Origin of the sequence: Streptomyces sp. NPDC019531 (genome assembly GCF_044903305.1) — a bacterium.
Classification (GTDB): domain Bacteria; phylum Actinomycetota; class Actinomycetes; order Streptomycetales; family Streptomycetaceae; genus Streptomyces.
Genome location: NZ_JBJDQL010000033.1, coordinates 1 through 22762 on the forward strand (window position 1 = coordinate 1; position 22762 = coordinate 22762).

20 protein-coding genes and 1 tRNA gene are annotated in these 22762 nt (G+C 69.6%); 10 read left to right on the forward strand and 11 right to left on the reverse strand.

Annotated elements, in window-relative coordinates; all coding sequences use genetic code 11:
• Positions 1-394, forward strand: a 394-nt coding sequence (locus ACI2L1_RS31040; RefSeq protein WP_404742718.1) for an SIS domain-containing protein, incomplete at its 5' end; no start/stop codon positions are given.
• A 258-nt stretch (positions 395-652) separates the two neighbouring features.
• On the opposite strand, the gene ACI2L1_RS31045 is transcribed toward ACI2L1_RS31040, so the two are convergent.
• Positions 653-1180, reverse strand: a complete 528-nt coding sequence (locus ACI2L1_RS31045; protein ID WP_404742719.1) for a universal stress protein — start codon at positions 1178-1180, stop codon at positions 653-655.
• Between the two features lie 293 nt (positions 1181-1473).
• Between ACI2L1_RS31045 and ACI2L1_RS31050 the strand changes: the two genes are divergently transcribed.
• From ACI2L1_RS31050 to ACI2L1_RS31065, 4 genes are all read left to right on the forward strand, one after another.
• Positions 1474-1779, forward strand: a complete 306-nt coding sequence (locus ACI2L1_RS31050) for a hypothetical protein (protein WP_404742720.1) — start codon at positions 1474-1476, stop codon at positions 1777-1779.
• Between the two features lie 386 nt (positions 1780-2165).
• On the forward strand, positions 2166-3392 hold the full coding sequence (locus tag ACI2L1_RS31055; protein WP_404742721.1) for a helix-turn-helix domain-containing protein: 1227 nt from the start codon (positions 2166-2168) through the stop codon (positions 3390-3392).
• 99 nt (positions 3393-3491) lie between these two features.
• Positions 3492-4094 (forward strand): oligoribonuclease, encoded by a 603-nt coding sequence (gene orn, locus ACI2L1_RS31060; protein ID WP_404742722.1) that lies wholly within the window; start codon positions 3492-3494, stop codon positions 4092-4094.
• Positions 4095-4171: 77 nt separating this feature from the next.
• A tRNA-His gene (locus ACI2L1_RS31065) sits at positions 4172-4247 on the forward strand.
• A 31-nt stretch (positions 4248-4278) separates the two neighbouring features.
• Here ACI2L1_RS31065 and ACI2L1_RS31070 read toward each other — a convergent pair.
• Positions 4279-5172, reverse strand: coding sequence for a LysR family transcriptional regulator (locus ACI2L1_RS31070; RefSeq protein WP_404742723.1), 894 nt, complete (start codon positions 5170-5172; stop codon positions 4279-4281).
• A 160-nt stretch (positions 5173-5332) separates the two neighbouring features.
• Here ACI2L1_RS31070 and ACI2L1_RS31075 point away from each other — a divergent pair, with 160 nt between their 5' ends.
• A complete protein-coding gene (locus ACI2L1_RS31075) occupies positions 5333-6229 on the forward strand; it encodes an SDR family oxidoreductase (protein ID WP_404742724.1) in 897 nt (298 codons plus the stop codon).
• Between the two features lie 9 nt (positions 6230-6238).
• Here ACI2L1_RS31075 and ACI2L1_RS31080 read toward each other — a convergent pair whose 3' ends face one another.
• Complete coding sequence (locus tag ACI2L1_RS31080; RefSeq protein WP_404742725.1) at positions 6239-7018, reverse strand: serine/threonine protein kinase; 780 nt, start codon at positions 7016-7018, stop codon at positions 6239-6241.
• Positions 7019-7050: 32 nt separating this feature from the next.
• Positions 7051-8106 carry a LacI family DNA-binding transcriptional regulator gene (locus tag ACI2L1_RS31085; RefSeq protein WP_404742726.1) on the reverse strand — a complete coding sequence of 352 codons (1056 nt, stop codon included), beginning with the start codon at positions 8104-8106 and terminating at the stop codon, positions 7051-7053.
• 356 nt (positions 8107-8462) lie between these two features.
• Between ACI2L1_RS31085 and ACI2L1_RS31090 the strand changes: the two genes are divergently transcribed.
• The 4 genes from ACI2L1_RS31090 (at position 8463) to ACI2L1_RS31105 (ending at position 13243) form a co-directional block, all read left to right on the forward strand.
• Positions 8463-9782 (forward strand): ABC transporter substrate-binding protein, encoded by a 1320-nt coding sequence (locus tag ACI2L1_RS31090; protein ID WP_404742727.1) that lies wholly within the window; start codon positions 8463-8465, stop codon positions 9780-9782.
• A gap of 5 nt (positions 9783-9787) precedes the next feature.
• A complete protein-coding gene (locus ACI2L1_RS31095) occupies positions 9788-10798 on the forward strand; it encodes a carbohydrate ABC transporter permease (protein WP_404742728.1) in 1011 nt (336 codons plus the stop codon).
• An 11-nt stretch (positions 10799-10809) separates the two neighbouring features.
• Positions 10810-11706 carry a carbohydrate ABC transporter permease gene (locus ACI2L1_RS31100; RefSeq protein WP_404742729.1) on the forward strand — a complete coding sequence of 299 codons (897 nt, stop codon included), beginning with the start codon at positions 10810-10812 and terminating at the stop codon, positions 11704-11706.
• 97 nt (positions 11707-11803) lie between these two features.
• Entirely contained in the window at positions 11804-13243 is a 1440-nt protein-coding gene (locus ACI2L1_RS31105) for a GH1 family beta-glucosidase (protein ID WP_404742730.1), read from the forward strand.
• A 69-nt stretch (positions 13244-13312) separates the two neighbouring features.
• Here ACI2L1_RS31105 and ACI2L1_RS31110 read toward each other — a convergent pair whose 3' ends face one another.
• From ACI2L1_RS31110 to ACI2L1_RS31140, 7 genes are all read right to left on the reverse strand, one after another.
• A complete protein-coding gene (locus tag ACI2L1_RS31110; protein ID WP_404742731.1) occupies positions 13313-14404 on the reverse strand; it encodes a hypothetical protein in 1092 nt (363 codons plus the stop codon).
• A 75-nt stretch (positions 14405-14479) separates the two neighbouring features.
• Positions 14480-16468: a beta-galactosidase gene (locus ACI2L1_RS31115; RefSeq protein WP_404742732.1), complete on the reverse strand. Its 1989-nt coding sequence runs from the start codon at positions 16466-16468 to the stop codon at positions 14480-14482.
• Positions 16465-17823 carry a glycoside hydrolase family 36 protein gene (locus ACI2L1_RS31120; RefSeq protein WP_404742733.1) on the reverse strand — a complete coding sequence of 453 codons (1359 nt, stop codon included), beginning with the start codon at positions 17821-17823 and terminating at the stop codon, positions 16465-16467. The genes ACI2L1_RS31115 and ACI2L1_RS31120 overlap by 4 nt, the downstream gene beginning before the upstream one ends.
• Before the next feature lie 27 nt (positions 17824-17850).
• Complete coding sequence (locus ACI2L1_RS31125; protein WP_404742734.1) at positions 17851-18747, reverse strand: carbohydrate ABC transporter permease; 897 nt, start codon at positions 18745-18747, stop codon at positions 17851-17853.
• Positions 18744-19724 carry a carbohydrate ABC transporter permease gene (locus tag ACI2L1_RS31130; protein WP_404742735.1) on the reverse strand — a complete coding sequence of 327 codons (981 nt, stop codon included), beginning with the start codon at positions 19722-19724 and terminating at the stop codon, positions 18744-18746. The genes ACI2L1_RS31125 and ACI2L1_RS31130 overlap by 4 nt, the downstream gene beginning before the upstream one ends.
• A 13-nt stretch (positions 19725-19737) precedes the next feature.
• Complete coding sequence (locus tag ACI2L1_RS31135; protein WP_404742736.1) at positions 19738-21042, reverse strand: ABC transporter substrate-binding protein; 1305 nt, start codon at positions 21040-21042, stop codon at positions 19738-19740.
• 219 nt (positions 21043-21261) lie between these two features.
• Positions 21262-22698 (reverse strand): cellulose binding domain-containing protein, encoded by a 1437-nt coding sequence (locus ACI2L1_RS31140; RefSeq protein ID WP_404742737.1) that lies wholly within the window; start codon positions 22696-22698, stop codon positions 21262-21264.
• Between the last annotated feature and the right edge of the window lie 64 nt (positions 22699-22762).

Below are 22762 nucleotides of genomic sequence, written 5' to 3' on the forward strand. Positions count from 1 at the left end.
GGGCTACCCGGTGGCCCGCGAGGCCTCCCTGAAGCTCAAGGAGGTCTCCTACATCCACGCCGAGGCCTACCCCGCCTCCGAGCTCAAGCACGGCCCCCTGGCCCTCATCGAGCCCGCCCTCCCCACGGTCGCGATCGTCCCCGACGACGACCTCCTGGAGAAGAACCGCGCCGCCCTGGAGGAGATCAAGGCCCGCAGCGGCAGGATCCTGGCGGTGGCCCACCAGCACCAGGAAAAGGCCGACGAGACGATCGTGGTCCCCAAGAACGAGGACGAGCTGGACCCCATCCTGATGGGCATCCCCCTCCAACTCCTCGCGTATCACACGGCCTTGGCCCTGGGCCGGGACATCGACAAGCCGCGGAACCTCGCCAAGTCGGTGACGGTCGAGTAGAGGAGACCGCCCAACGGAACGGACCCTCACGTAATGCCACCATTCACGGAGGGTCCGTTCAAACGCGTCGGGGCCGCCCAATACCCCGACGCCGGCTGCCACTTGGCCCGTGGCCGTCACGCCCCGACCGGCAGCACGCCGAGAACCCCGTCATGCCCGACGGAGTCCCCGCGCGGTGACCGGTATATGCCCTTCACAAGGGCGCAAACACCTCTACGCGCGAGTAGATTCGCACATCTCACCTGGGAGAAGGGCGAGTTACGGGATCACGATGACGGGCCGCTTCGCCCGCTTGGCGAGCCGCCCCGCGACGGAGCCGAAGATGCGTCCGACGATGCCGTGGGTGGAGCCGACGACGATCGCGTCCGCCTCGTACTCCCGCCCGACCTCTTCGAGTTCATGGCAGATGTCCCCGCCGCGCTCGACGAGTATCCAGGGCACCTCGGCCAGATACTCCGCGCAGGCGAGCTCCAGACCGAGCACCTCGGTGCGATGGTCCGGCACGTCGACGAAGACCGGTGGCTCGCAACCGGCCCACACGGTGGTGGGCAGCCGGTTGGCGACGTGGACGATGATCAGGCCCGAGCCGGAGCGATGGGCCATGCCGATCGCGTACGCGAGGGCGCGCTCGCTGGATGTGGAGCCGTCGAAACCGACGACGACGCCATGCTTGAAGGCGGGGTCGCAGGAATGGCGTGACTCTTCCGCCGCCAGGGGCTCGGCCGCCGTGGGGTCGGCGACGGGCCGCTTGCGGTCCGCTGGTTCGAAGAATTCGTGACCGGCCATGGCTGTCTCGGCGTTGTGATCCTTATACGGGAGGGACGACAGTGTGCGGCGGAGCTGTGTCCGGGAATCATCTTCCCAACCCCATACCCTCAAGGGTACGGCGGCACGCCTCCTTAGCCCAGATCCCGCCCACGGTCGGTGGGGGTTCCAGGGAGCATGCACGAGGGGGCGCCCGTCACGCAATGGTTGCTGCGCTGTACAGGCGGTTTGCACAGGATTCACGCACCCGATCTTGACGTCGGTCGTTGGACCCGGAGAGCCACGCCGCAGGGAGACGCCACAGGGAGCATGCGATGACCGGACACCGACCGCCCTCCGAGGACTCCGCCACGGACGTGGTCCGCTGGGCGGCCTTCAGCTGCGTCCTGGTCCCCGTGGTCCTCCTCTGGTACGGCAGCTCGCTCGCCGGCGCGACGGGCACCGCCCTCGGCCTCGCCGCCGTGACGGCCGTCTGCCGTATCCTCCTGCGCCAGTCGGAGCGCGGCGCGGCCCGCCCGCACGCGGAGGAACGGGCGCCCCATCGGGGCCATCACCACTGGACCGGAACCGGGGGCCGTCGAGGCGGTCGTCACACCGGGGGAAATACACCGGTCGGCTGACCGGTTTCCATACACCGGGCCGACTCTTTTCAGCCAACTTCCGCGTTCCGCGCGTCCCTTGACCTGACCACCCCTCAACCCCCGTTCCACCTGCACGGATAGGGTCTCGGGGGCCCTGCGCACCCTACGTGGATTAGCCACTGCCACAAGGCGCACTTCCCTGCACGGCCCACGAGTGCAACGCTTCGTGATCGAATGCTTTACGCCAAGTTGCCAAGTCGACAATGTGCCGGATGACGAACTGGTCACGCCGACACCACGGGACACAGTAGATTCGATCTTGACGTCTTACGGCGGGGGACTCGTGCAGGACCGAGGGGAAACGTGCTGGAGCGACATGCCCGACAAGTTAGGGGCGCCGCGACCACCGAGGGGGGCTTAGCAGTATGAGCCACGACTCCACTGCCGCGCCGGAAGCCGCGGCCCGGAAGCTTTCCGGGCGACGCCGCAAGGAGATCGTCGCGGTGCTGCTGTTCGGCGGCGGCCCCATCTTCGAGAGTTCCATACCGCTGTCGGTGTTCGGGATCGACCGCCAGGACGCCGGCGTGCCGCGCTACCGCTTGCTGGTGTGCGGCGGCGAAGAAGGCCCACTGCGGACCACGGGGGGCCTGGAACTCACCGCGCCGCATGGCCTGGAAGCGATCTCACGCGCGGGCACGGTCGTCGTGCCGGCCTGGCGCTCGATCACTTCACCGCCGCCGGAGGAGGCGCTCGACGCACTGCGCCGGGCGCACGAAGAGGGCGCTCGCATCGTAGGACTGTGCACCGGCGCCTTCGTGCTGGCCGCAGCGGGCCTGCTGGACGGCCGCCCCGCGACGACCCACTGGATGTACGCGCCGACGCTGGCCAAGCGCTATCCGTCGGTGCACGTGGATCCACGAGAACTCTTCGTGGACGACGGCGACGTACTGACCTCGGCCGGTACCGCGGCCGGAATCGACCTCTGTCTCCACATCGTGCGGACGGACCACGGCAACGAGGCGGCCGGTGCCCTGGCCCGCCGTCTGGTGGTCCCGCCGCGCCGCTCGGGCGGTCAGGAGCGCTACCTCGACAGGTCTTTACCAGAGGAGATCGGCGCCGACCCGCTCGCCGAGGTCGTCGCCTGGGCGCTGGAGCACCTCCACGAACAGTTCGACGTGGAGACGCTGGCGGCGCGGGCGTACATGAGCCGTCGTACGTTCGACCGCCGGTTCCGCTCGCTGACTGGTTCGGCCCCGCTCCAGTGGCTGATCACCCAGCGGGTGCTGCAGGCGCAGCGGTTGCTGGAGACGTCGGACTACTCGGTGGACGAGGTCGCGGGCCGTTGCGGCTTCCGTTCACCGGTGGCGCTGCGCGGGCACTTCCGGCGGCAGCTGGGCTCGTCCCCGGCCGCCTACCGGGCCGCGTACCGGGCCCGCCGCCCGCAGAGCGAGCGGCCGGTGGACAGCGACGGGCCGATGGGAGGCCCTCCCGGTCCCGCGCCCAGCGCGCCCGTACCTCTGCACCCGGAGAGCGGCCCGGTGCCACTCCAGACGCGCCGCGCCCCGGCCCCCGTGGGTCCGCCCTCGGACAACGGCCGCGAGCTGTACGCCACCGGCCGGGCCAGTGTGCCGGGGCAGCGCAGCGGAGCATGACCTCGTGACGCCGGGTGGGCCACCGCCCGCTCGGCGTTCCCCGGTGGCCGGCACCGACGCGGGGCACCCCAAAAGCGGACGTCAGCTTAGGGTGGTCGCATGAACGATCGCATGGTGTGGATCGACTGCGAGATGACCGGCCTCTCGCTGTCCGACGACGCTCTCATCGAGGTTGCCGCCCTCGTCACCGACTCCGAGCTCAACGTGCTCGGTGACGGTGTGGACATCGTCATCCGCCCGCCGGACCAGGCGCTGGAGACGATGCCGGAGGTGGTGCGTCACATGCACACCGCGTCCGGACTGCTCGACGAACTGGCCGGCGGCACGACCCTCGCCGACGCCGAGGCACAGGTCCTCGCCTACGTCCGCGAGCACGTCAAGGAACCCGGCAAGGCTCCCCTGTGCGGCAACTCCGTCGGCACCGACCGCGGTTTCCTGCTCCGGGACATGCCCACCCTGGAGGACTACCTCCACTACCGGATCGTGGACGTCAGCTCCGTCAAGGAGCTCGCCCGGCGCTGGTACCCACGGGCCTACTTCAACAGCCCGGAGAAGAACGGCAACCACCGCGCCCTCGCCGACATCCGCGAGTCCATCGCGGAACTCCGCTACTACCGCGAGGCGATCTTCGTCCCGCAGCCCGGTCCCGACTCCGACACCGCGAAGTCGATCGCCGCGAAGCACGTCCTGCCCGCGCGGTAAAAGCCGGGCGCGAGCACCCCTTCAGACCCTGTACACTTTTTCTCGGCCGGTCGGGGAGATCCGAACAGCCGAACATGGTGGGTGTAGCTCAGTTGGTAGAGCACCTGGTTGTGGTCCAGGTGGCCGCGGGTTCAAGTCCCGTCACTCACCCCAATCACCTCAGCCGGTGACCTTGGAGACAAGGTCACCGGCTGAGGTCGTTTTCGTGGCCGGGGCCTTTGAGGTGTTCCCTGGCCACCCGGCGAAAGCCCGTGACCAGGCGACTCCGGTCCTCGGAGCGGGTCGCAAGGACCACGTGGGCCGGGTCGACGCCCTTGAGCGGGACCGCGATGAGGTCGGGGCGGAGCGCGCCCGGGCGGGGTGCGGCCATGATGGCCAGGGCCTGGCCGGAGGCCACGAGTTCGAACTTGTCCTCCACGGCCACGACCAACGGGCCGTCGGGGGCCGGGCGGCCGTCGGGGCGGGGGTCGATGCGCCAGTAGGAGTTCCAGGCCGGGTCGGCCACCCGGATCAGCGGCTCCTCGGCGATGTCGTCGAGCGTGACGGACTCCTTGCCGGCGAGCCGGTGGCCGACCGGTACCAGCAGCACCCGGGTCTCCTCGTAGAGGACCGTCACCTGCGCCTCGTCCGTGGGAAAGGGCAGCCGGGTCACCAGCACGTCCACCTTCAGCTCGGACAGGGCCGTGCGGCGGTCGCCCCAGTCGAGGTGCACGGTGCGTACCTCGGCGTCCGGGAAGCGCTCGCGCAGTTCGCGTACCGCCGAGGTGACGATGATGCCCGTCGTGTACCCGATGGTGATCCGGCTCGGCTCGGCGGCCGCCCGGGTCAGCGCCGCCGCCTGTGCCGCCGAACGCAGCAGCGCCTTGGCCCGGGGCAGGAAGACCTCCCCCGCCTCGGTGAGCCGGCTGCCCTGCGGAGTCCGCTCCAGCAGCCGCGCGCCCAGCTGCTGCTCAAGGCGCCGGATCTGCCGGCTCAGCGACGGCTGGGTGATGTGCAGCGCGTCGGCGGCGCGGCCGAAGTGGCGGTGCTCGGCGACGGCCGTGAAGTACCGGACCAGTCGGAGATCGAGGTCGGTCATGCCTGAAGCGTACGCCGGGCTCGATCGCGAGCTTCCCGGAAAAGCCCCTTCCACCTGGTGTGATGCCTGATCCGCATTGCGTGATGCGAAACAGGCTTTGGACTGGACCGGGCTCTCCTTCGCACGCTGGGACCCTCACTCGTCACAGCGAAGGACCACCATGCGTGTATTCGTCACCGGCGCCACCGGATTCATCGGTTCCGCCGTCACCCGTGAGCTCCTCGACGCCGGGCACGAGGTCCTCGGCCTGGCCCGTTCGGACCGGTCCGCCGAGGCCGTCAAGGCCGCCGGAGCGGAGGTGCACCGCGGCGACCTGAACGACCTCGACAGTCTGCGCCGGGGTGCCGAGGCGACCGACGGCGTCGCCCATCTGGCGTTCATCCACGACTTCACCAACCTGCCCGCCTCCGGCGAGGCCGACCTGCGGGCGATCGAGGCCATCGGCGAGGTGCTCGACGGCACCGGCAAGCCCCTCGTCGTCACCTCGGGGCTGCTGACCGCGCCGGGACGCCTCGGCACCGAGGAGGACCCGGCCGACCCGGACTCCCCTGGCAAACACCGGCACGCCTCGGAGTTCGCCACGCTCGCGCTGGCCGAGCGCGGGGTGCGCGCGTCGGTGCTGAGGCTTCCCCCGAGCGTGCACGGCGAGGGCGACATCGGTTTCGTGCCCATGTTCATCGACGCCGCGCGCGCCAAGGGCGTCTCGGCCATGGTGGGCGACGGCGGCAACCACTGGGCCGCCGTCCACCGGCTCGACGCGGCCCGGCTGTACCGGCTCGCCCTGGAAACGGCACCGGCGGGCGTACGGCTGCATGCCATCGGAGACGAGGGGGTGCCGTTCCGGGAGATCGCCGAGACCATCGGACGGGGCCTGGAGGTGCCGGTCGTGAGCGTGCCACCCGAGCAGGCGACGGACCACTTCGGCTGGCTCGGCCGCTTCGCCACCGTCGACATGCGGGCCTCCGGCGCGCTCACCGAGAAGCTGCTGGGCTGGCGGCCGGAGCAGCCCGCGCTGCTCCCGGACCTGGAGGCGGGGCACTACTTCAGGACGGCCTGAGCCGCTCCGTTACGCCACCGCCCGCCACGTCTCCACCAACTCCCGTACTCCGCCGAACCGTTCGCGCGGGTCGGGGCGCGTGGCTCGCTCCACGACCGCGAGCTGTGCCGCCGTACCCCGGAAGGCATCCTCGCCAGGGCCGGCGTCCAGGAGGAGGCGGGCGGTGCGGCCGAGGACGTGGACGGTGGTGCGGGTGTCGATGGTGGCGCCGCGCCGCCACTCCTCGGGGGACATGAAGCGGCTGGAGCCGGGGAGGCGGTCCTCGGTCACCACGAAGGGGCCCCGGCGGTACTCGTCGAGGTCTGTCAAGTGGAGTGCGTGGGCGTCGAAGTCGTAGAGGAAGGCGCCGTCGTAGAGGTCGACGGCGACCTGCCCGGCGGCCTCGACGGCGAGGTGGGCGTCCAGGACGCGGTCCAGGGCGTGGTGGACGCGGGCGAGGGGCAGGGCGCGGAAGCGGGCCCGGGCCGTGGGGTCGTAGAGGATCTCGCCGTCGTGCCACGGCATGACGACGGCCGTACGGCCGTCTCCTGCGGTGATCCGGTGCAGCTGGGGCACGATCGCCGGATGCCGGACCGCGCGGTGGAAGGCCCAGGCGCGGTCGAGCGAGCGTTGGGCGCGGTCGGTCGTCGCCTCCTTCACGAACCAGCGGGCGCCATCGGGGAGCCGGACTCCGTACGCGAAGCAGCCGGAGTCCTGTTCGCGGAAGATACGGAACACCTCGCCGACGGTCCGGAGGTACGGCTCGGTCCCGGGGATATCGTCAACGTCCAGCAGAGGATGGGCAGTCATGGCCCTCATCCTCGCGTTCCGCCTCGTGATGGTCAGGACGACGCCCGCTCCACCAGTTCCGTGGCCAGCACCACCTGTCGGCGTTCCAGGCCCCGGGAGACCGCCGGGCGGCGATCGGCGATCTCCGAGAGGAGGAGGTCGATCATGCGGCGGCCCATCTCCTCGATGGGCTGGCGGACGCTGGTGAGGGGCGGGTCCATGTGACGGGCTATGGCCGAGTCGTCGTAGCCGACCAGGGCCACGTCCGCGGGGATGCCTCGGCCCTCCTCGCGCAGGACCTGGCGGGCGCCGGCCGCCATCACGTCCGAACCGGCGAAGACCGCGTCCAGGTCGGGGCGGCGGGCCAGCAGCTTGGTCATCGCGCGGCGGCCGCCCTCCTCCGTGAAGTCACCGGGCTCGATCAGGCGCTCGTCCACATCGTGGCCCGCGTCGAGCAGGGCGTCACGGTAGCCGTCCACGCGACGCTGGGCGCCGTACACGTCGAGGCGGCCGGTGATGTGGGCGATCGTGCGGCGGCCGCCGGCCAGCAGGTGCTCCACGGCCGAGCGGCCGCCGCCGTAGTTGTCGGAGTCCACCGAGGGAAGCGTTTCCGCGGCCGAGCGCGGGCCGCTGATCACCGACGGGATCTCCAGCTGGGCCAGCAGGTCGGGGAGCGGGTCGTCGGCGTGGACCGAGACCAGCAGGACGCCGTCGACCCGGTGCGCGGCCAGGTACTGGGCCAGCCGGCGGCGTTCGCGGTCGCTGCCCGCGAAGATCAGCAGGAGCTGCATCTCGGTGTCCGAGATCTCCGCGCCGACGCCCTTGAGCATGTCCGAGAAGTACGGCTCCGCGAAGAACCGCGTCTCCGGTTCGGGCACGACCAGCGCGATGGCGTCGGTGCGGTTGGCGGCCAGGGCGCGCGCGGCCGTGTTCGGGACGTACCCGAGTTCCGCCACCGCCGCCTCGACCGCCGCGCGGGTGGCGTCGCTGACCCGGGGCGAGCCGTTGATCACCCGGGACACGGTCCCCCGGCCGACGCCGGCGCGCGCGGCGACCTCTTCGAGGGTGGGCCGCCCACCGCTCCGGCTCCGCGCTCCGTGGCTTGCCATGGGCTCCGCCTTCCCGCCGTTGTCTTGACGCTGGCCTGGAATTTAACAGTCCCGCCACTTCCAGTGGCTGTCGCGGGCTGCCGCCCCCATGCCCCACCGCCTCCTCCGCGGACTCCGGAAGGGCGGACAGTGGGTCCAGTTAACGGGCTGATAACTGAACGCATCTCCCTTCGCCGACTCCCTTGACACCCTCGCTCCAACCCGCGAACCTTCAACACATCACAAGTGGGAGCGCTCCCACGGTACCTGACACATAAACATCCCGCACGTTCCCCGCCCGAGCCGCAGCATGAACGAACGGGCCCAACACCGCAGTTGGCCGGGGGGTCGGCACGTCAGGGCAACAGGAGGACGCAATGCGAGCACGTACCCGACCCGCCCGCAAGGCGGTGATCCTGGCGGCGGTCGCGTCGCTCGGGATCGGGCTGCTGGCCGGCTGTGCCGACGACGGCAAGGACGACGACTCCGGCTCGTCGTCCGGCGGTGGCGGCGGCAAGACCACCATCACGCTCGGGCTCTTCGGCACCGCCGGTTTCCAGGAGTCCGGCCTGTACAAGGAGTACGAGAAGCTCCACCCGGACATCACCATCAAGCAGACGGTGGTGGAGCGGAACGAGAACTACTACCCCGCTCTCCTGAACCATCTCACCACCAACAGCGGCCTCCAGGACATCCAGATGGTCGAGGTCGGCAACATCGCCGAGATCGTCCAGACCCAGTCCTCCAAGCTCCTCGATCTGTCGAAGTACGGCAAGGAGAGCGACTACCTGGACTGGAAGTGGAAGCAGGCCACCACGGCGGACGGCCAGACCGTCGGTGTCGGCACCGACGTCGGCCCGATGGCCATCTGCTACCGCAAGGACCTCTTCCAGAAGGCCGGTCTGCCCACCGACCGCGAGGAAGTCGGCAAGCTGTGGGCCGGCAGCTGGGACAAGTTCGTCGACGTCGGCAAGCAGTACAAGGCGAAGGCCGGCACGAGCACCACCTTCCTGGACTCCCCCGGCGGTCTGCTCCAGGCCATCCTCAGCAGTGAGAAGGACCGGTTCTACGACGCCTCGGGCAAGGTCATCTACAAGACCAACCCGGCCGTGAAGTCCGCGTTCGACCTCACCTCCGAGGCCGCCGAGGCCGGGCTGATCGGCAACCAGACCCAGTTCCAGCCCGCCTGGGACACGACCATCGCCAACAGCAAGTTCGCCGCGATGTCCTGCCCGCCGTGGATGCTCGGCTACATCAAGGGCAAGTCGAAGGCGGACGCGGCCGGCAAGTGGGACATCGCCCAGGCGCCGAAGTCCGGCAACTGGGGCGGCTCCTTCCTGACCGTGCCCAAGTCCGGCAAGAACACCGAGGAGGCCGCGAAGCTCGCCGCGTGGCTGACCGCGCCCGCGCAGCAGGCCAAGCTGTTCGGCGTGCAGGGCAGCTTCCCGTCCACCCCGGCCGCGTACGACTCGACCGAGGTCAAGAACGCGAAGAACGACATGACCGGTGACGCGCCGATCGGCCCGATCTTCGCCGAGGCCGCCAAGAACATCCCCGTCCAGACGATCGGCCCGAAGGACCAGATCATCCAGCAGGGTCTGACGGACAATGGCGTGGTCCTGGTGACCCAGGGCAAGTCGGCCGCCGAGGCATGGAAGAACGCCGAGAAGACCATCGACAACGCACTGGACCAGTGACCCGTATGACCACTGGGCACGAAACCGCTGCCGCACCCCCCGCGAAGGAGGGGGGCGCGGCCCCGGCCCGCCCGCCCGCAGAGCCCGCGGCGGAGCAGCGCCGCCGGACCCGGCTCTCCCGCCGCTGGCAGCGGGACGTGCGCTGGAGCCCGTACGCCTTCGTCTCGCCGTTCTTCCTGCTGTTCCTCGCGTTCGGCCTGTTCCCGCTGATCTACACCGGGTGGGCCTCGCTGCACCAGGTGGAACTGACCGCCCCCACCGACATGAACTGGGTGGGGATGAGGAACTACACGCGGATCTTCGACGACGAGTTCTTCTGGAACGCGGCGCGCAACACGCTGACCATCGGGATCATCTCGACGGTCCCGCAGCTGCTGATGGCGATGGGCCTCGCGCACATCCTCAACTACAAGCTGCGTGCCTCGACGTTCTACCGGGTCGCGATGCTCGCCCCGTACGCCACGTCGATCGCCGCCGCCTCGCTGGTCTTCGTCCTGCTGTTCGGCCGTGACTACGGCATGATCAACTGGGTGCTCGGCCAGGTCGGCATCGGCCACATCGACTGGCAGAACGACAAGTGGGCCTCCCAGATCGCGGTCTCCTCGATCGTCGTCTGGCGCTGGACCGGCTACAACGCGCTGATCTACCTGGCGGCGATGCAGGCGATCCCGCAGGACCTGTACGAGTCGGCGGCCCTCGACGGGGCCAACCGGTGGCAGCAGTTCTTCCATGTGACGCTGCCGTCGCTGCGGCCGACGATCCTGTTCACCGTCGTCGTGTCGACCATCGGTGCCTCGCAACTCTTCGGTGAGCCCCTGCTGTTCGACGCGAACAAGGGTGCCTCCGGCGGCAGTCAGCACCAGTTCCAGACGCTCGGCCTGTATCTGTACGAGCAGGGCTGGGTCAACCAGCACCTGGGCCGCGCCTCCGCGATCGCCTGGACGATGTTCCTGATCCTCATCATCGTCGGGATCGTCAACTACGTCATCTCGCGCCGGCTGCGCGCCAGCAGTTAGGAGAACCGGCCGTGACGACGACACTGACGAAGCCGCCCGCCGAGGAGACGAAGCGCCCCCGGCGTCCCAAGGCCGCCCGCGCCGGCGGCACCCTGCACGCCGGGCCGATCGCGTACCTCATCCTGATCCTGTTCACCGTCGGCTCGCTGTTCCCGCTGGTGTGGACCGCGATCGCGGCCTCCCGCGACAACCAGCGGCTCGCCGAGACCCCGCCGCCGTTCTGGTTCGGCTCGGGGCTGTTCGACAAGCTGGAGATCGCCTGGAACGACGCCAACCTGGGCGAGGCGTTCATCAACACCACGTTCGTGGCGGGGGTTTCGGCGATCACCATCGTCATCCTGTCGACGATCGCCGGGTTCGCCTTCGCCAAGCTGCGCTTCAAGGGCCGTAACGCCCTGATGCTGATCGTGATCGGCACGATGATGGTGCCGCCGCAGCTGAGCGTGATCCCGCTGTACATGATGGTCGCCAAGCTCGACTGGTCCGACCAGTTGCAGGCGGTGATCCTGCCCTCGCTGGTCAGCGCGTTCGGGGTGTTCTTCATGCGGCAGTACCTGATCCAGGCGCTGCCGGACGAGCTGATCGAGGCGGCCCGGGTGGACGGCGCGAACAGCTGGCGGATCATCTGGCACGTGGTGTTCCCGGCGGCGCGTCCCGCGATGGCCGTGCTCGGAATGCTGATGTTCGTGCAGACCTGGAACGACTTCCTGTGGCCGTTCCTGGTGCTGACGCAGAACGGCAACCCGACCGTGCAGGTCGCGGTCGCGGGTCTGGGCCGCGGTTACACGCCCGACCAGTCCCTGATCATGGCGGGCGCGCTGCTCGGCACGCTGCCGCTGCTGGTCGTCTTCGCGATCTTCGGCAAGCAGATCGTGGGCGGCATCATGCAGGGTGCCGTAAAGGGCTGACCTCGGCTTTCCAGGGGCCGGGTCACCGCCGCTTCGGCCCCGTCACTCCCCCTCCCCCCTATCAGTCGGTCTTACGACCTCCAATGGGAGCGCTTCCATGCCTGAGTCCGAATCGCCGGCGACCCCGGTGACCTTTCCCCCCGCCTTCCTGTGGGGAGCCGCGACCTCCGCCTACCAGATCGAGGGGGCGGTGCGGGAGGACGGCCGTACGCCCTCCATCTGGGACACCTTCAGCCACACCCCCGGCAAGACGGCGGGCGGCGAGCACGGTGACATCGCTGTCGACCACTACCACCGCTACCGCGACGACGTGGCGCTCATGGCCGACCTGGGCCTGACGGCGTACCGCTTCTCGGTCTCCTGGTCCCGGGTGCAGCCGACCGGCCGCGGCCCCGCGGTGCAGCGGGGTCTGGACTTCTACCGCCGGCTGGTGGACGAGCTGCTCGCGCACGGCATCAAGCCGGCCGTGACGCTCTACCACTGGGACCTGCCCCAGGAGCTGGAGGACGCGGGCGGCTGGCCGGAGCGCGACACGGCGTACCGTTTCGCGGAGTACGCGCAGATCGTCGGGGAGGCGCTCGGCGACCGGGTGGAGCAGTGGATCACCCTCAACGAGCCCTGGTGCGCCGCCTTCCTGGGCTATGCCTCCGGGGTGCACGCGCCTGGCCGCACCGACCCGGCGGCCTCGCTGAAGGCCGCGCACACACTGAACCTGGCGCACGGGCTCGGCACTTCGGCCCTGCGGGCGTCGATGCCGGCCCGCAATGCGGTGGCGCTCAGCCTCAACTCCTCGGTGGTGCGCCCCTTCTCGCAGGACGCGGCGGATCTGGCGGCGGCGCAGAAGATCGACGACCTCGCCAACGGTGTCTTCCACGGGCCGATCCTGCACGGGGCGTATCCGCAGACGCTGTTCACGGCGACGGAGCTGATCACGGACTGGTCGTTCGTCGTGGACGGCGATCTCGCCCTGATCAACCAGCCGTTGGACGCGCTGGGTCTCAACTACTACACGCCCGCGCTGGTCTCGGCGGCGGACACGGAGGTCAGCGGGCCGCGGGCGGACGGCCACGGCTCCAGCGACCACTCCCCCTGGCCGGGTGCGGACGACGTCACGTTCCACCAGACACCGGGCGAGCGTACGGAGATGGGCTGGACGATCGACCCGACGGGCCTGCACGACCTGATCATGCGCTACACACGCGAGGCCCCCGGTCTGCCGCTCTACATCACGGAGAACGGCGCGGCCTACGACGACAAGCCCGACCCCGACGGCCGTGTCCACGACCCCGAGCGGATCGCCTACCTGCACGGCCACCTCGCCGCGGTTCGCGGTGCGATCACCGAAGGCGCGGACGTCCGCGGCTATTACCTGTGGTCCCTGCTGGACAACTTCGAGTGGGCCTACGGCTACGAGAAGCGATTCGGCGCGGTGTACGTGGACTACACGACGCTGGAACGGACACCCAAGTCGAGCGCCCTCTGGTACGGCCGGGCGGCACGCACGGGCACGCTTCCGGAGGTGCAGAGCATTCAGTAGCCATCACCGAGAAGGGGGACCGGGGGACGGGGCGCGGCAGCCGAGGGGGGTGCCGCGCCCCTCCGGGTCTCACCGCAGCACCACCACCCCCAGCACCGCGACCAGAGCCACCAGGGCCACCGAGGCCGTGGCGATCGCGGCGAAGTAACGCACGCGGTCCGTCGTGGGGCGGGAGGTCACCTCGATGCCGGTGTGGGAGGGGAAGGCGAAGTAGTCGCGGTGCGGGTCGGCGTGGACCCGGACGTGGGCCAGGGGGAGGCGGCGCAGGGTCGCCAGGCGGGCCACCTCGTCCTTGCGCGGGGCGAGGTGGGGCGCGATCAGGCTCTCGTCGGCCTCGTCCAGGTCGTCCGGGAGTTCGTCGGTGGCCCTGCGCAGGACGGTCTTGTGCCACTGGCCCGCGCCGCCGGTCGTGCGTCTGAGGTCCAGTCGGCCGAGCCGGCGTTCCTTCTCCCGGTGCGGGTTCTGGTGGATCCAGCCCTCGGTCCACACCGTGAAGCGGCCGGTGCCCCGGCACTCCTGGTGGGTGACGCGTTTGGTGCCCTCGCAGGCCCCGCACCGCACATAGCCCTTCTTCTTGCAGTCGGGGCAGTCGAGTTGGCGGCGGCCGGTGCACTTCGGACAGGCCGCGTTCGAGGCCCGGCAGCGTGCGCAGAGGGCACGGTGGGCCGAGGGGGTGCCGGAGCGCAGGTGCGCGGGTCTGCCGGCACGCCGGCGTCCGGTGCCCTCGCACTCCCAGCAGGCGTCAGGGCCGCCCTGGCAGACGGGGCAGTCGACGAAGCGGGGGCAGTCACGGACACCGCGCCCGTCGCAGTCCCCGCATTTGGTCGTACCGCCGTCGCAGTCCCCGCACCGCTCCTCGTCGAGTGAGCCACGGCGTACCAGCAGCCATGCGTCGGACTTCTCCGGGTCGGAGGGCGGGGGGACCGGGTGGGAGCCGATGTCGGTGTAGGTGGGCCGGGTCGCGATGTCGTCCCGGCCGCCCGGCTCCCGCATGGGCCGCTCGCCGCGCGTCTCGACCGAGCGGACGATGTGGAAGTCCAGCAGGTTCTGCCAGGTCAGGTCGGCGGCGCCGGGGTCGGTCAGATGGGCGGCGACCCCGCGCCGGCCGGCGTACACCTCGACCGCCTGAAGTATCTCCGCGTCCAACGGTCTTCCGGCCATGGCCGCTCCCCCTGTCGACGACCGGACGGTCGGACGATCAGGGTAGGAGCGGCACGCACGGCCATCAAGGGTGTGTCAGTGTGCTTCGCGTACGACCACCACATCGCCCGGCGCCACGGTCACCCGGCCGCCGTCGATGCCCCTGCCGCTCAGCAACTCGGTCGCGCGCGTGGTCACTCGTACCTCCGCCTCCCGCTCACCGTGGTTGATCAGGAAGAGGTAGTCCGCGTCCCCGCCCCGTCGCAGCACCGCCTCCACGCCCTCCGCCGTCTCCCGTACCGGCTCCACGCCCGCCTCCGCGCGGATGCGGTCCAGGAGTGCGGCGAGGGTCTCCGGGTCGGGGTGGGTGGCCAGGTACCAGGCCGTGCCCTCGCCGTGCGGATGCCGGGTCACCGCGGGGACCCCGGTCAACGGCCCCGAGGTGTACGACGTCACCGCCTCGGCGCCCGCCAGGCGGACCCGCTCCGTCCACAGGGACGCCGTACCGCCGCTGTCGAGGGCGACCGTCTCGCCGGGCAGCAGCGGGAACAGTTCGTCCGTGCTGACGCCGAGCGCCTCGCGGAAGGCTCCCGGGTAACCGCCCAGTCGGACATGGCAGTTGGCGTCGACCGCTCCGCTGTGGAAGCCGACGACCAGGGTGCCGCCGCCCGAAGCGAAGCCCGTCAGGTTCTCCGCACCGTCGTCGTCGACCAGGTAGAGGGCGGGAGCGAGGACGAGGCGGTACTGCGACAGGTCCGCCGACGGGTGGACGAAGTCCACCGCCACGCCGGACCGCCACAACGGCTCGTACCAGGAGCGGACCACGTCCAGGTAGCGGACCGACTCGCTGGGCTGGGAGGGGAGTTCCAGGGCCCAGCGGGCGTTCCAGTCCCAGACGACGGCGACCGAGGCGGGGCTCGTGCTGCCCCGTACCTCCGCGAGCGCCTTCAGGTCCGCGCCCAATGCCACCACGTCACGCCAGATCCGGCTGTCCGTGCCCGCGTGCGGCAGCATCGCCGAGTGCCACTGTTCGGCGCCCGCCTTCGCGGCCCGCCACTGGAAGTAGGCGATGCCGTCGGCGCCACGGGCGACATGGGCGAGCGCGTTGCGGCGCAACTCACCGGACGTCTTCGCCCTGTTGACGGGCTGCCAGTTCACCGCGCCCGTCGAGTGCTCCATCAGCAGCCACGGGCCGCCGGCCAGCGAGCGCACGAGGTCGCCGCTGAGCGCGATGTCGATCTCCGACTCGGGGTCGGTGGAGCGCAGGTAGTGGTCGTTGGAGACGAGGTCCAACTCCGGTGCCCAGCGCCAGTAGTCCAGGGCGTCGAAGTTGTACATCACCATGAAGTTGGTGGTGGCCGGCACCGAGGGGGCGGCTTCCCGCAGCGCCTCCCGCTCCGCCTTGTACAGCGACAGCAACTCGTCACTGCAGAAGCGGCGCCAGTCGAGCTGGTGGGCCGGGTTGGGGACGGCGCCGGTGGCGCGGGGCGGGATGATCTCGTCCCAGTCGTAGTACCACTGGCTCCAGAAGGTCGTGCCCCAGGCGTCGTTGAGGGCCGCCAGGTCCTCGTACTTGTCGCGCAGCCACCCCCGGAAGGCCTCCGCGCTCACGTCGCAGTAGCACTCCGCGTTGTGGCAGCCGTACTCGTTGTGGATGTGCCACATCACGACCGCCGGGTGGTCGGCGTACCGCTCTCCGAGCACCCGGGCGATCCGCAGGGCCGCCTCCCGGTAGGCGGGGCTCGACGGGCAGAACGTCTGGCGGCTGCCGTACGACAGTCCCCGGCCGTCCTTGTCGACCGGCAGCGCTTGCGGGTGCTTGCGGAAGAACCAGGCCGGCGGGGCGGCCGTGGGGGTCGCCAGGTCGGCGGCGATGCCGTTGTCGTGGAGCAGCGCGAGGATCCTGTCGAGGCGGGCGAAGTCGTACTCGCCCTCGCTGGGCTCAAGGAGCGCCCACGCGAAGATGTTGACGCTGACCATGTTCACGCCCGCCTCGCGCATGAGGCGTACGTCCTCGGCCCAGACCTCCTCGGGCCACTGCTCGGGGTTGTAGTCGCCGCCGTAGGCGATGCCCTCCGCGATCATCGGGCGCCTCCGCCGAGCAGACGGCGGGTCGTCTCCACGCCCCACTGGTCCAGGGACAGCAGGCGGTCGCTGGACGCCATCAGGCCGCCGGTCGCCTCCACATGGGCGGCCCAGCGCTCGCGGGTCTCCACGGCCGGGCGGGCCATCAGGCAGTCGGGGTCGTTGACCCAGAACCGCCCGTGCTGCCACTGGCGGCCCACGCCGGTGAACTCGGCCGGGTCCTGGCCGGGCTGGCTGTAGTCGTCGGCCTCGGGGCGGCGGTGCGGGGCCGTGTCGGGGCTGACCCGCATCGCGTCGAACAGGCCGATGGAGGGGAGGATCGGCGCGCCGCAGCCGAGCAGGTAGGCGTCCTCGCCGATGGCCTCGCGGATCAGCTCGATGCCCGCGCGGTACGCCGTGAGCGCGTCCACGGAGCCGTGCCGTACGCCTTCCAGGGCGCCCGCGTACAGGAAGTCGACCTTGAAGTAGTCGTAGCCCTCCGCGCGCAGGGTCCGGAAGACCTCGGTCAGGTACGCCGCCGCCTCGGGGTGGGTGGTGTCCAGGACGCTCAGGTCGTGGCCCCAGTTGCGGCCGGCGTGCAGGAAGCCGCCGTCGTGCCGGGCGGCGTGGGGATGTGCCCCTGCTTCCCCCGACCCGCCAGGGTCCTTGACGAGCCAGTCGGGGTGCTCGGCGGCGAGGTCGCTGGCCGGGTCGACCAGGAAGGGGGCCGTCCAGATGCCGGCCCTCCTGCCCCTCGCCCGGATCGCGTCGGCGATGCCCGCGCGGGAGCGGAAGCGGCCGGAGAGGGTGAGCCAGTCGCCGAGGGCCTTCTGGTAGCCGTCGTCGATCTGGACCACGTCGACGGGCAGGTCGAGGGTGTCCATCGCACGGAGGTTCTCGTGGATGTCGTCCTCGGTGACGGCGGTGAAGTACTCGTACCAGGAGCACCAGACGGTGGGTGCCGGGCGCGGGGCCTCGACCCCGAGACCGGTGGCCCACTCGGCGAGCGTCGCCTGGAGGTCCGGGCCCGTGAACTCCTTCACCGGGCCGTCGGCGGTGACCGTGGCGGTGCCGCCGTCGACGGTCAGGCGGATCGACGGGACCTCACGCGTGGGTTCCGGCGCCGCCCACAGCCGTACCGGCGATCCGTCGCCCGGGTCGAGCGCCAGCAGCCCCTCACCCTGGAAGGTGCCTTCGGGGACGGTGACGCCCGGCCGGTAGCAGACCGTCGCCCAGTTGTCGTTCGTCGGGCGGTACGGCTTGTCGCCGAGGGCGTAGGCGCCGCTGGGGCTCCAGGACTGCCAGCCCTCCTCGTGGACGCGGGCGGTGCGTGCGTCCACGGGCACGGAGGCGACCGGGGTGAAGGGGTGGGGCACGGTGCTTCTCTTTCGGAAGAAAGGGTGTCAGCCCTTGTTGGCGCCGAGGGTCAGTCCGCTGACGAACTGGCGCTGGAGCACGAAGTACACGATCAGCGTGGGGATCGCGGTGAGCAGGGCGCCCGCGGCGACCAGGTTGGGGTCGGTGAAGTACTGGCCGGAGAGGTTGTTGAGCGCCGAGGTGATCGGCATGTTCTCGCCGGTGGAGATCAGCACGATGGCCCAGAAGAAGTCGTTGTAGATCCAGATGGACAGCAACGTCCCCAGGGCCGCCATGGCCGGCTTGCACAGCGGCAGCACGATCTGCCAGTACATCCGCCACACCGAGGCGCCGTCGACGAGGGCGGCCTCGGTGAGCTCGTGCGGCAGCATCCGCATGTAGTTGCTGAGCACGAAGGCGCAGAAGCCGGACTGGAACGCCACATGGATCAGGACCAGGCCGAGCGCGGAGTCGTACAGCTTGCCGCTCATCGTGATGCCGGGCAGGTCGATGAGCAGGTACAGCCGGTACAGCGGGGTGATGATGACCTGCTGCGGCAGCAGGTTGCCCGCCGTGAACACCAGGAGCAGGAAGATGTTGAGCCGGAAGTCGAAGCGGCTGACGTAGAACGCGACCATCGACGACAGCAGCAGCGTGACCAGCACGGCGGGAACCGCGATGATCAGTGTGTTGCCGAAGTAGTGCAGCATGTCGGACTGCTGGAACGCGTTCTTGAAGTTGTCGAAGTTCAGCGTGTCCGGCCAGGAGACATAGCCCTTGGTGCTGGTCTCCGAGTACGGGCGCAGGGCCGCGAAGACCGCCCACAGCAGCGGGGCGAGCCAGGCCAGCGCGGTGCCGGCGAGGAACACGTGCAGCAGGACGCGGGCCGGGCGGACGGGCGTGCGCTGTTTGGCCGGCGCACCGGTGGCGACGGTGGTGCTCATGCGCGCCGCTCCTTCCGGAAGGTCGCGATCAGGTACGGGATGATGACCACGAGGGAGATGACCAGCAGGACCACGGCGATCGCGGATCCGTAACCGATCCGGCTGGACTCACCGATGATGTTGTTGGTGATCAGGATCGACAGCAGCTCGGTGCCCTGGGCGCCCTTGTTGAAGACGAACACCAGGTCGAAGGCGCGCAGCGCCTCGATGATGGTGACGACCAGGACGACCGTGTTGGTCGGGCGCAGGGTCGGGAAGATGACGTTCTTGAACGTCTGCCACTCGTTGGCGCCGTCCAGCGAGGAGGCCTCGCGCAGGGACGGGTCGACGCCCTTGAGGCCGGCCAGGTAGAGGATCATCATGTAGCCGGTGTGCCGCCAGGAGGCGGCGATCAGCACGGCCCACAGGTTGAGCTTGGGATCGCCGATCCAGTCGATGTAGTGGCCCGGCTTGTTGGCCCCGATGAGGCTGTTGATCAGGCCCGTGTCCGGGTTGTAGACCAGCTGCCAGACGAAGCCCGTCACCGCCAGCGAGACCACGACCGGCAGGAAGAACGCGGTCTGGTAGACGCGGGAGAAGCGGATCTGCTTGTCCAGCTGCACGGCCAGGAACAGGCCGAACGGCGTCGGGATCAGGATGAGCACGACGAACCAGATGACGTTGTGCTCGACGGCGGGCCAGAACTGCGGGTTGTCGGTGAACAACTGCTTGAAGTTGTCCAGCCCCACCCACTTGATGGAGTCGAAGCCGATGCCGTCCCAGCTGGTGAAGGCCAGGGCGATCGAGGCGAGGGCGGTGACCCAGACCAGGACCACGTGCAGGATGGTGGGCACGCCGGCCATGAAGCCGAGCGTGATGCGGTCACGGCGGGTCAGCAGGCGCTTGTGGCCCTGCGAGACCCGCTTGTTCTCGGGCGCACGGCCCGAAGGCGGCTCGGCGGCCGCCTCCGGGCTCTTCGTGTTGATGTCGGTAGTCATTCAGCCGCTCAGCTCAGGAGGACGCGAAGATCGTCTTCTTCTGGCGCTCGATCGATGACAGCAGACTGTCGACGCCCTTGGGGTTCTGGAGGAACTTCTGCAGCGACGGCTGCATCACCGTCGAGGTGAAGTCCGGGCGCGAGTCGCGGTCCATGAACTGGGTCAGGCTCTTCGCGCCGGAGATCATCTCGAACGCCTTCTTCTGCAGGGCGGTGTACGAGGAGGTGTCGGCCTTGGTGGAGGCGGCCACCACGCTGGTGTCGGCCTTGAGGTAGATCTGCTCGGCGTCCGGCGTTCCCAGGTACTCCATGAGCTTGGCGGCGCCCGCCTTGTTCTTCGGCGACTTGGAGACCATGAAGCCGTCGGTGGGCGCCTCGACGGTGTCCTGGCCGTAGGCGGAGTTGATCTCCGGGAAGGCGAAGAAGTCGAGGTCGTCCAGGTCGGCCTTGTTGGTGAACTGCTGCGCCACGAAGGTGCCCAGCACGTACATGCCCGCCTTCTTCGACACCAGGGTCTGGGCGGCGTCCTGCCAGGTGCGGCCCATGAAGCCTTCCTGGTGGTAGGGCAGGATCTCGGTCCAGTGGTCGAAGACGTTCTTGACCTTGGCGTCGGTCCAGGAGGCCTTGCCCGCCATCAGGTCGACGTGGAAGTCGTAGCCGTTGGTGCGGAAGTTGAGCTGGTCGAAGGTGCCCATCGCCGGCCAGGCGTCCTTGTCGCCGAAGGCGATCGGGACCAGGTTGTCCTTCTTCATCTGCTTGCACAGGGCGACGAAGGCGTCCCACGTCGTGGGGACCTCGTAGCCGTACTGCTTGAAGACGCTCTTGCGGTAGAAGATCGCCCACGGGTACGTCACCAGCGGCACGAAGTAGTACTTGCCGTCCGCGCCCTTGCTGAGCTTCTTCATGGCGTCGGGGAAGTTGCCGCCGATCTTGTCCCACACGTCGTCGATCGGGGAGGCGAGACCCTTGGCCGCGAAGAACTGCATGCGGTAGCCGGCGAACCAGTTGAACACGTCGTCCGGCGTGCCCTGGAGGTAGGAGTTGATCTGCTCCTGGAAGGTGTTGTGGTCCTTGGTGTTGACCTTGACCGTGATCCCGGACTGCTTCGTGAAGGCCGTGTAGATCTCCCCGTAGGCCTTCTTCGGCACGGCGTCGGACTGGTTCGAGCCCAGCGTGACCGTCTTCGGGTCGGAGGACGAACCGCTGCTGCCGCAGGCGCTCAGCAGGGGTATGCCCGCACCGAGCAGGGCGGCGCCACCGACGCCTTTGAGTACGCCTCGGCGGCTGGGAGCGGGCAGGGAGGACAGGGGATCACGCATGAACGGCTCCTGAGGGGCAAGGTTCGGTCTGGAGGGTTCGAAAGCCGGTCTTAATCAACCAGAAATCAACTTGACCGAACACGCGGTGGCGTAATGACAGCCTTATGTCAGGTCATGCGTCAATAGCTTTCGAGCCCGTTTGTCGAAACGTGACCGACATCCCTGTCCCCCCTGATGACACAGGAGCCGCACTGGGAACGTTCTCAGTTTCGGTGCTTCTCAGTTGTAGGTGCCGAACGCCTTCGAGAAGGCGGCGTCGTCCTGGACGATCGAGCTGCAGGTGGCGTCCGCGGAATTCTTCGCCCCGCCCGCGCACTGCTTGTCGCGGGTCGCCGACCACATCGACAGCCACCCGAGGCCCTTCGCCTTGGCGAAAGCGACCAGCTGCGTGGCGTCCTCGACCTTGAAGATCTCCGAGGCCACGTCGTTGACACCGATCATCGGTGTGACGGCGACCGCATTCCAGGCCGCGCTGTCGGACAGCCCGAGGACACCCTTGATCTGTGCCTGGGTGGCGGTGGCCGCCTGCTCGGCATAGCTGCCCATGTCACCGCTGTACGAGGCCCCGTAGTCCATCGCCATGATGTTGACGGTGTCGATCTTCACGCCGTTGGACGTGGCGTTCGCGAGCAGGTTCACGCCGTCCTGGGTGAGGCCCTCGGGCATGACCGGAAGCGTGTAGGAGACGTCCAGGCCGGGGTGCTGCGCCTGGAGCCGCGCGATCGCCTGCGCGCGCCGGGTGTTCGCGGCCGCGTTCGGCAGCGCGCCGCCCTCCACGTCGAAGTCGACCTTGGTCAGGCCGTACGCGTCCACGACCTTCCCGTACGCCGCCGCCAGCGTGTCCGCCGAGGAGCAGGTCGTGGCCAGCTCGGAGCCGGAGGCGCCGCCGAAGGAGACCCGGACGTCGCCGCCCTTCGCCCGCAGCGCGCCGATCTGCGCGGCCACGGCGTCGCTCGCGAGATCGCTCACCCCGCCCCACTTGGGGGTGCAGCCGCCGCCGTCGGTGACGAAGGCGAGGTTGTAGTTCTTGACGCCGGTCGCGTCGGCGGCGGCCAGGAGGTCGAAGGCGGGGTAGAGGGAGGTGTCGACGTAGGGGGCGAAGCCGGCGGTGGCGTCGGTGCCGGTGCCCTGCGTGGGGGTCGGTGTGGAGGTGGGCGTCTTGGTGGGTGTCTGCGTGGGGGTCGGTGTCGCGGACTCCGTCGGGCGGCCGCTCGGTTCCGGGGTCGCGGTGTCGTCCGCGGAGCACTTGGCGCCGCCGATGAGACAACCGGTCGGATCGGCGGTGCCGTTGACCACGAAGCCGACGGTGACCGACTCGCCGGGCGCCAGTCCGTCCGAGTCCCACTTCGCCGATGTCACCGTGACGTGCTGTCCGCTCACCGCGGACTCGGCGTTCCACAGGGAGCTCAGCTTCGAGCCCGACGGCAGGTCGAACTCCAGCTTCCAGGCCCGGTCCGCCGCCCCGCTGTTGTTGGTCACGACGTACTGCGCGGTGTACCCCGTCGACCAGTCACTGGTCCTGGTGTACGCGGCGCCGATCCCGGCCGCCTGGGCGGTACCGCTCAGCAGGATCGCTCCGGTTCCCACCACGGCGGCGGCGACCAGCCCGCCGATCACCTTGTTTCTGCCGTTCACTCTGCGCCGATGAATGCTCATGGCGTGGCACGCTAGCGACCGGAAATCGGGCAAATGACCTGATCAGGACGGCCGTTGAGGACCT

Coding starts and splice junctions, on each gene's coding strand:
- ACI2L1_RS31085 (WP_404742726.1), bottom strand. CDS start 8,106: ATGGCAAGCCACGGAGCGCGGAGCCGGAGCGGTGGGCGGCCCACCCTC.
- orn (WP_404742722.1), top strand. CDS start 3,492: ATGAACGATCGCATGGTGTGGATCGACTGCGAGATGACCGGCCTCTCG.
- ACI2L1_RS31125 (WP_404742734.1), bottom strand. CDS start 18,747: ATGAGCACCACCGTCGCCACCGGTGCGCCGGCCAAACAGCGCACGCCC.
- ACI2L1_RS31135 (WP_404742736.1), bottom strand. CDS start 21,042: ATGCGTGATCCCCTGTCCTCCCTGCCCGCTCCCAGCCGCCGAGGCGTA.
- ACI2L1_RS31130 (WP_404742735.1), bottom strand. CDS start 19,724: ATGACTACCGACATCAACACGAAGAGCCCGGAGGCGGCCGCCGAGCCG.
- ACI2L1_RS31095 (WP_404742728.1), top strand. CDS start 9,788: ATGACCACTGGGCACGAAACCGCTGCCGCACCCCCCGCGAAGGAGGGG.
- ACI2L1_RS31090 (WP_404742727.1), top strand. CDS start 8,463: ATGCGAGCACGTACCCGACCCGCCCGCAAGGCGGTGATCCTGGCGGCG.
- ACI2L1_RS31055 (WP_404742721.1), top strand. CDS start 2,166: ATGAGCCACGACTCCACTGCCGCGCCGGAAGCCGCGGCCCGGAAGCTT.
- ACI2L1_RS31110 (WP_404742731.1), bottom strand. CDS start 14,404: ATGGCCGGAAGACCGTTGGACGCGGAGATACTTCAGGCGGTCGAGGTG.
- ACI2L1_RS31115 (WP_404742732.1), bottom strand. CDS start 16,468: ATGATCGCGGAGGGCATCGCCTACGGCGGCGACTACAACCCCGAGCAG.
- ACI2L1_RS31140 (WP_404742737.1), bottom strand. CDS start 22,698: ATGAGCATTCATCGGCGCAGAGTGAACGGCAGAAACAAGGTGATCGGC.
- ACI2L1_RS31075 (WP_404742724.1), top strand. CDS start 5,333: ATGCGTGTATTCGTCACCGGCGCCACCGGATTCATCGGTTCCGCCGTC.
- ACI2L1_RS31080 (WP_404742725.1), bottom strand. CDS start 7,018: ATGACTGCCCATCCTCTGCTGGACGTTGACGATATCCCCGGGACCGAG.
- ACI2L1_RS31105 (WP_404742730.1), top strand. CDS start 11,804: ATGCCTGAGTCCGAATCGCCGGCGACCCCGGTGACCTTTCCCCCCGCC.
- ACI2L1_RS31045 (WP_404742719.1), bottom strand. CDS start 1,180: ATGGCCGGTCACGAATTCTTCGAACCAGCGGACCGCAAGCGGCCCGTC.
- ACI2L1_RS31070 (WP_404742723.1), bottom strand. CDS start 5,172: ATGACCGACCTCGATCTCCGACTGGTCCGGTACTTCACGGCCGTCGCC.
- ACI2L1_RS31050 (WP_404742720.1), top strand. CDS start 1,474: ATGACCGGACACCGACCGCCCTCCGAGGACTCCGCCACGGACGTGGTC.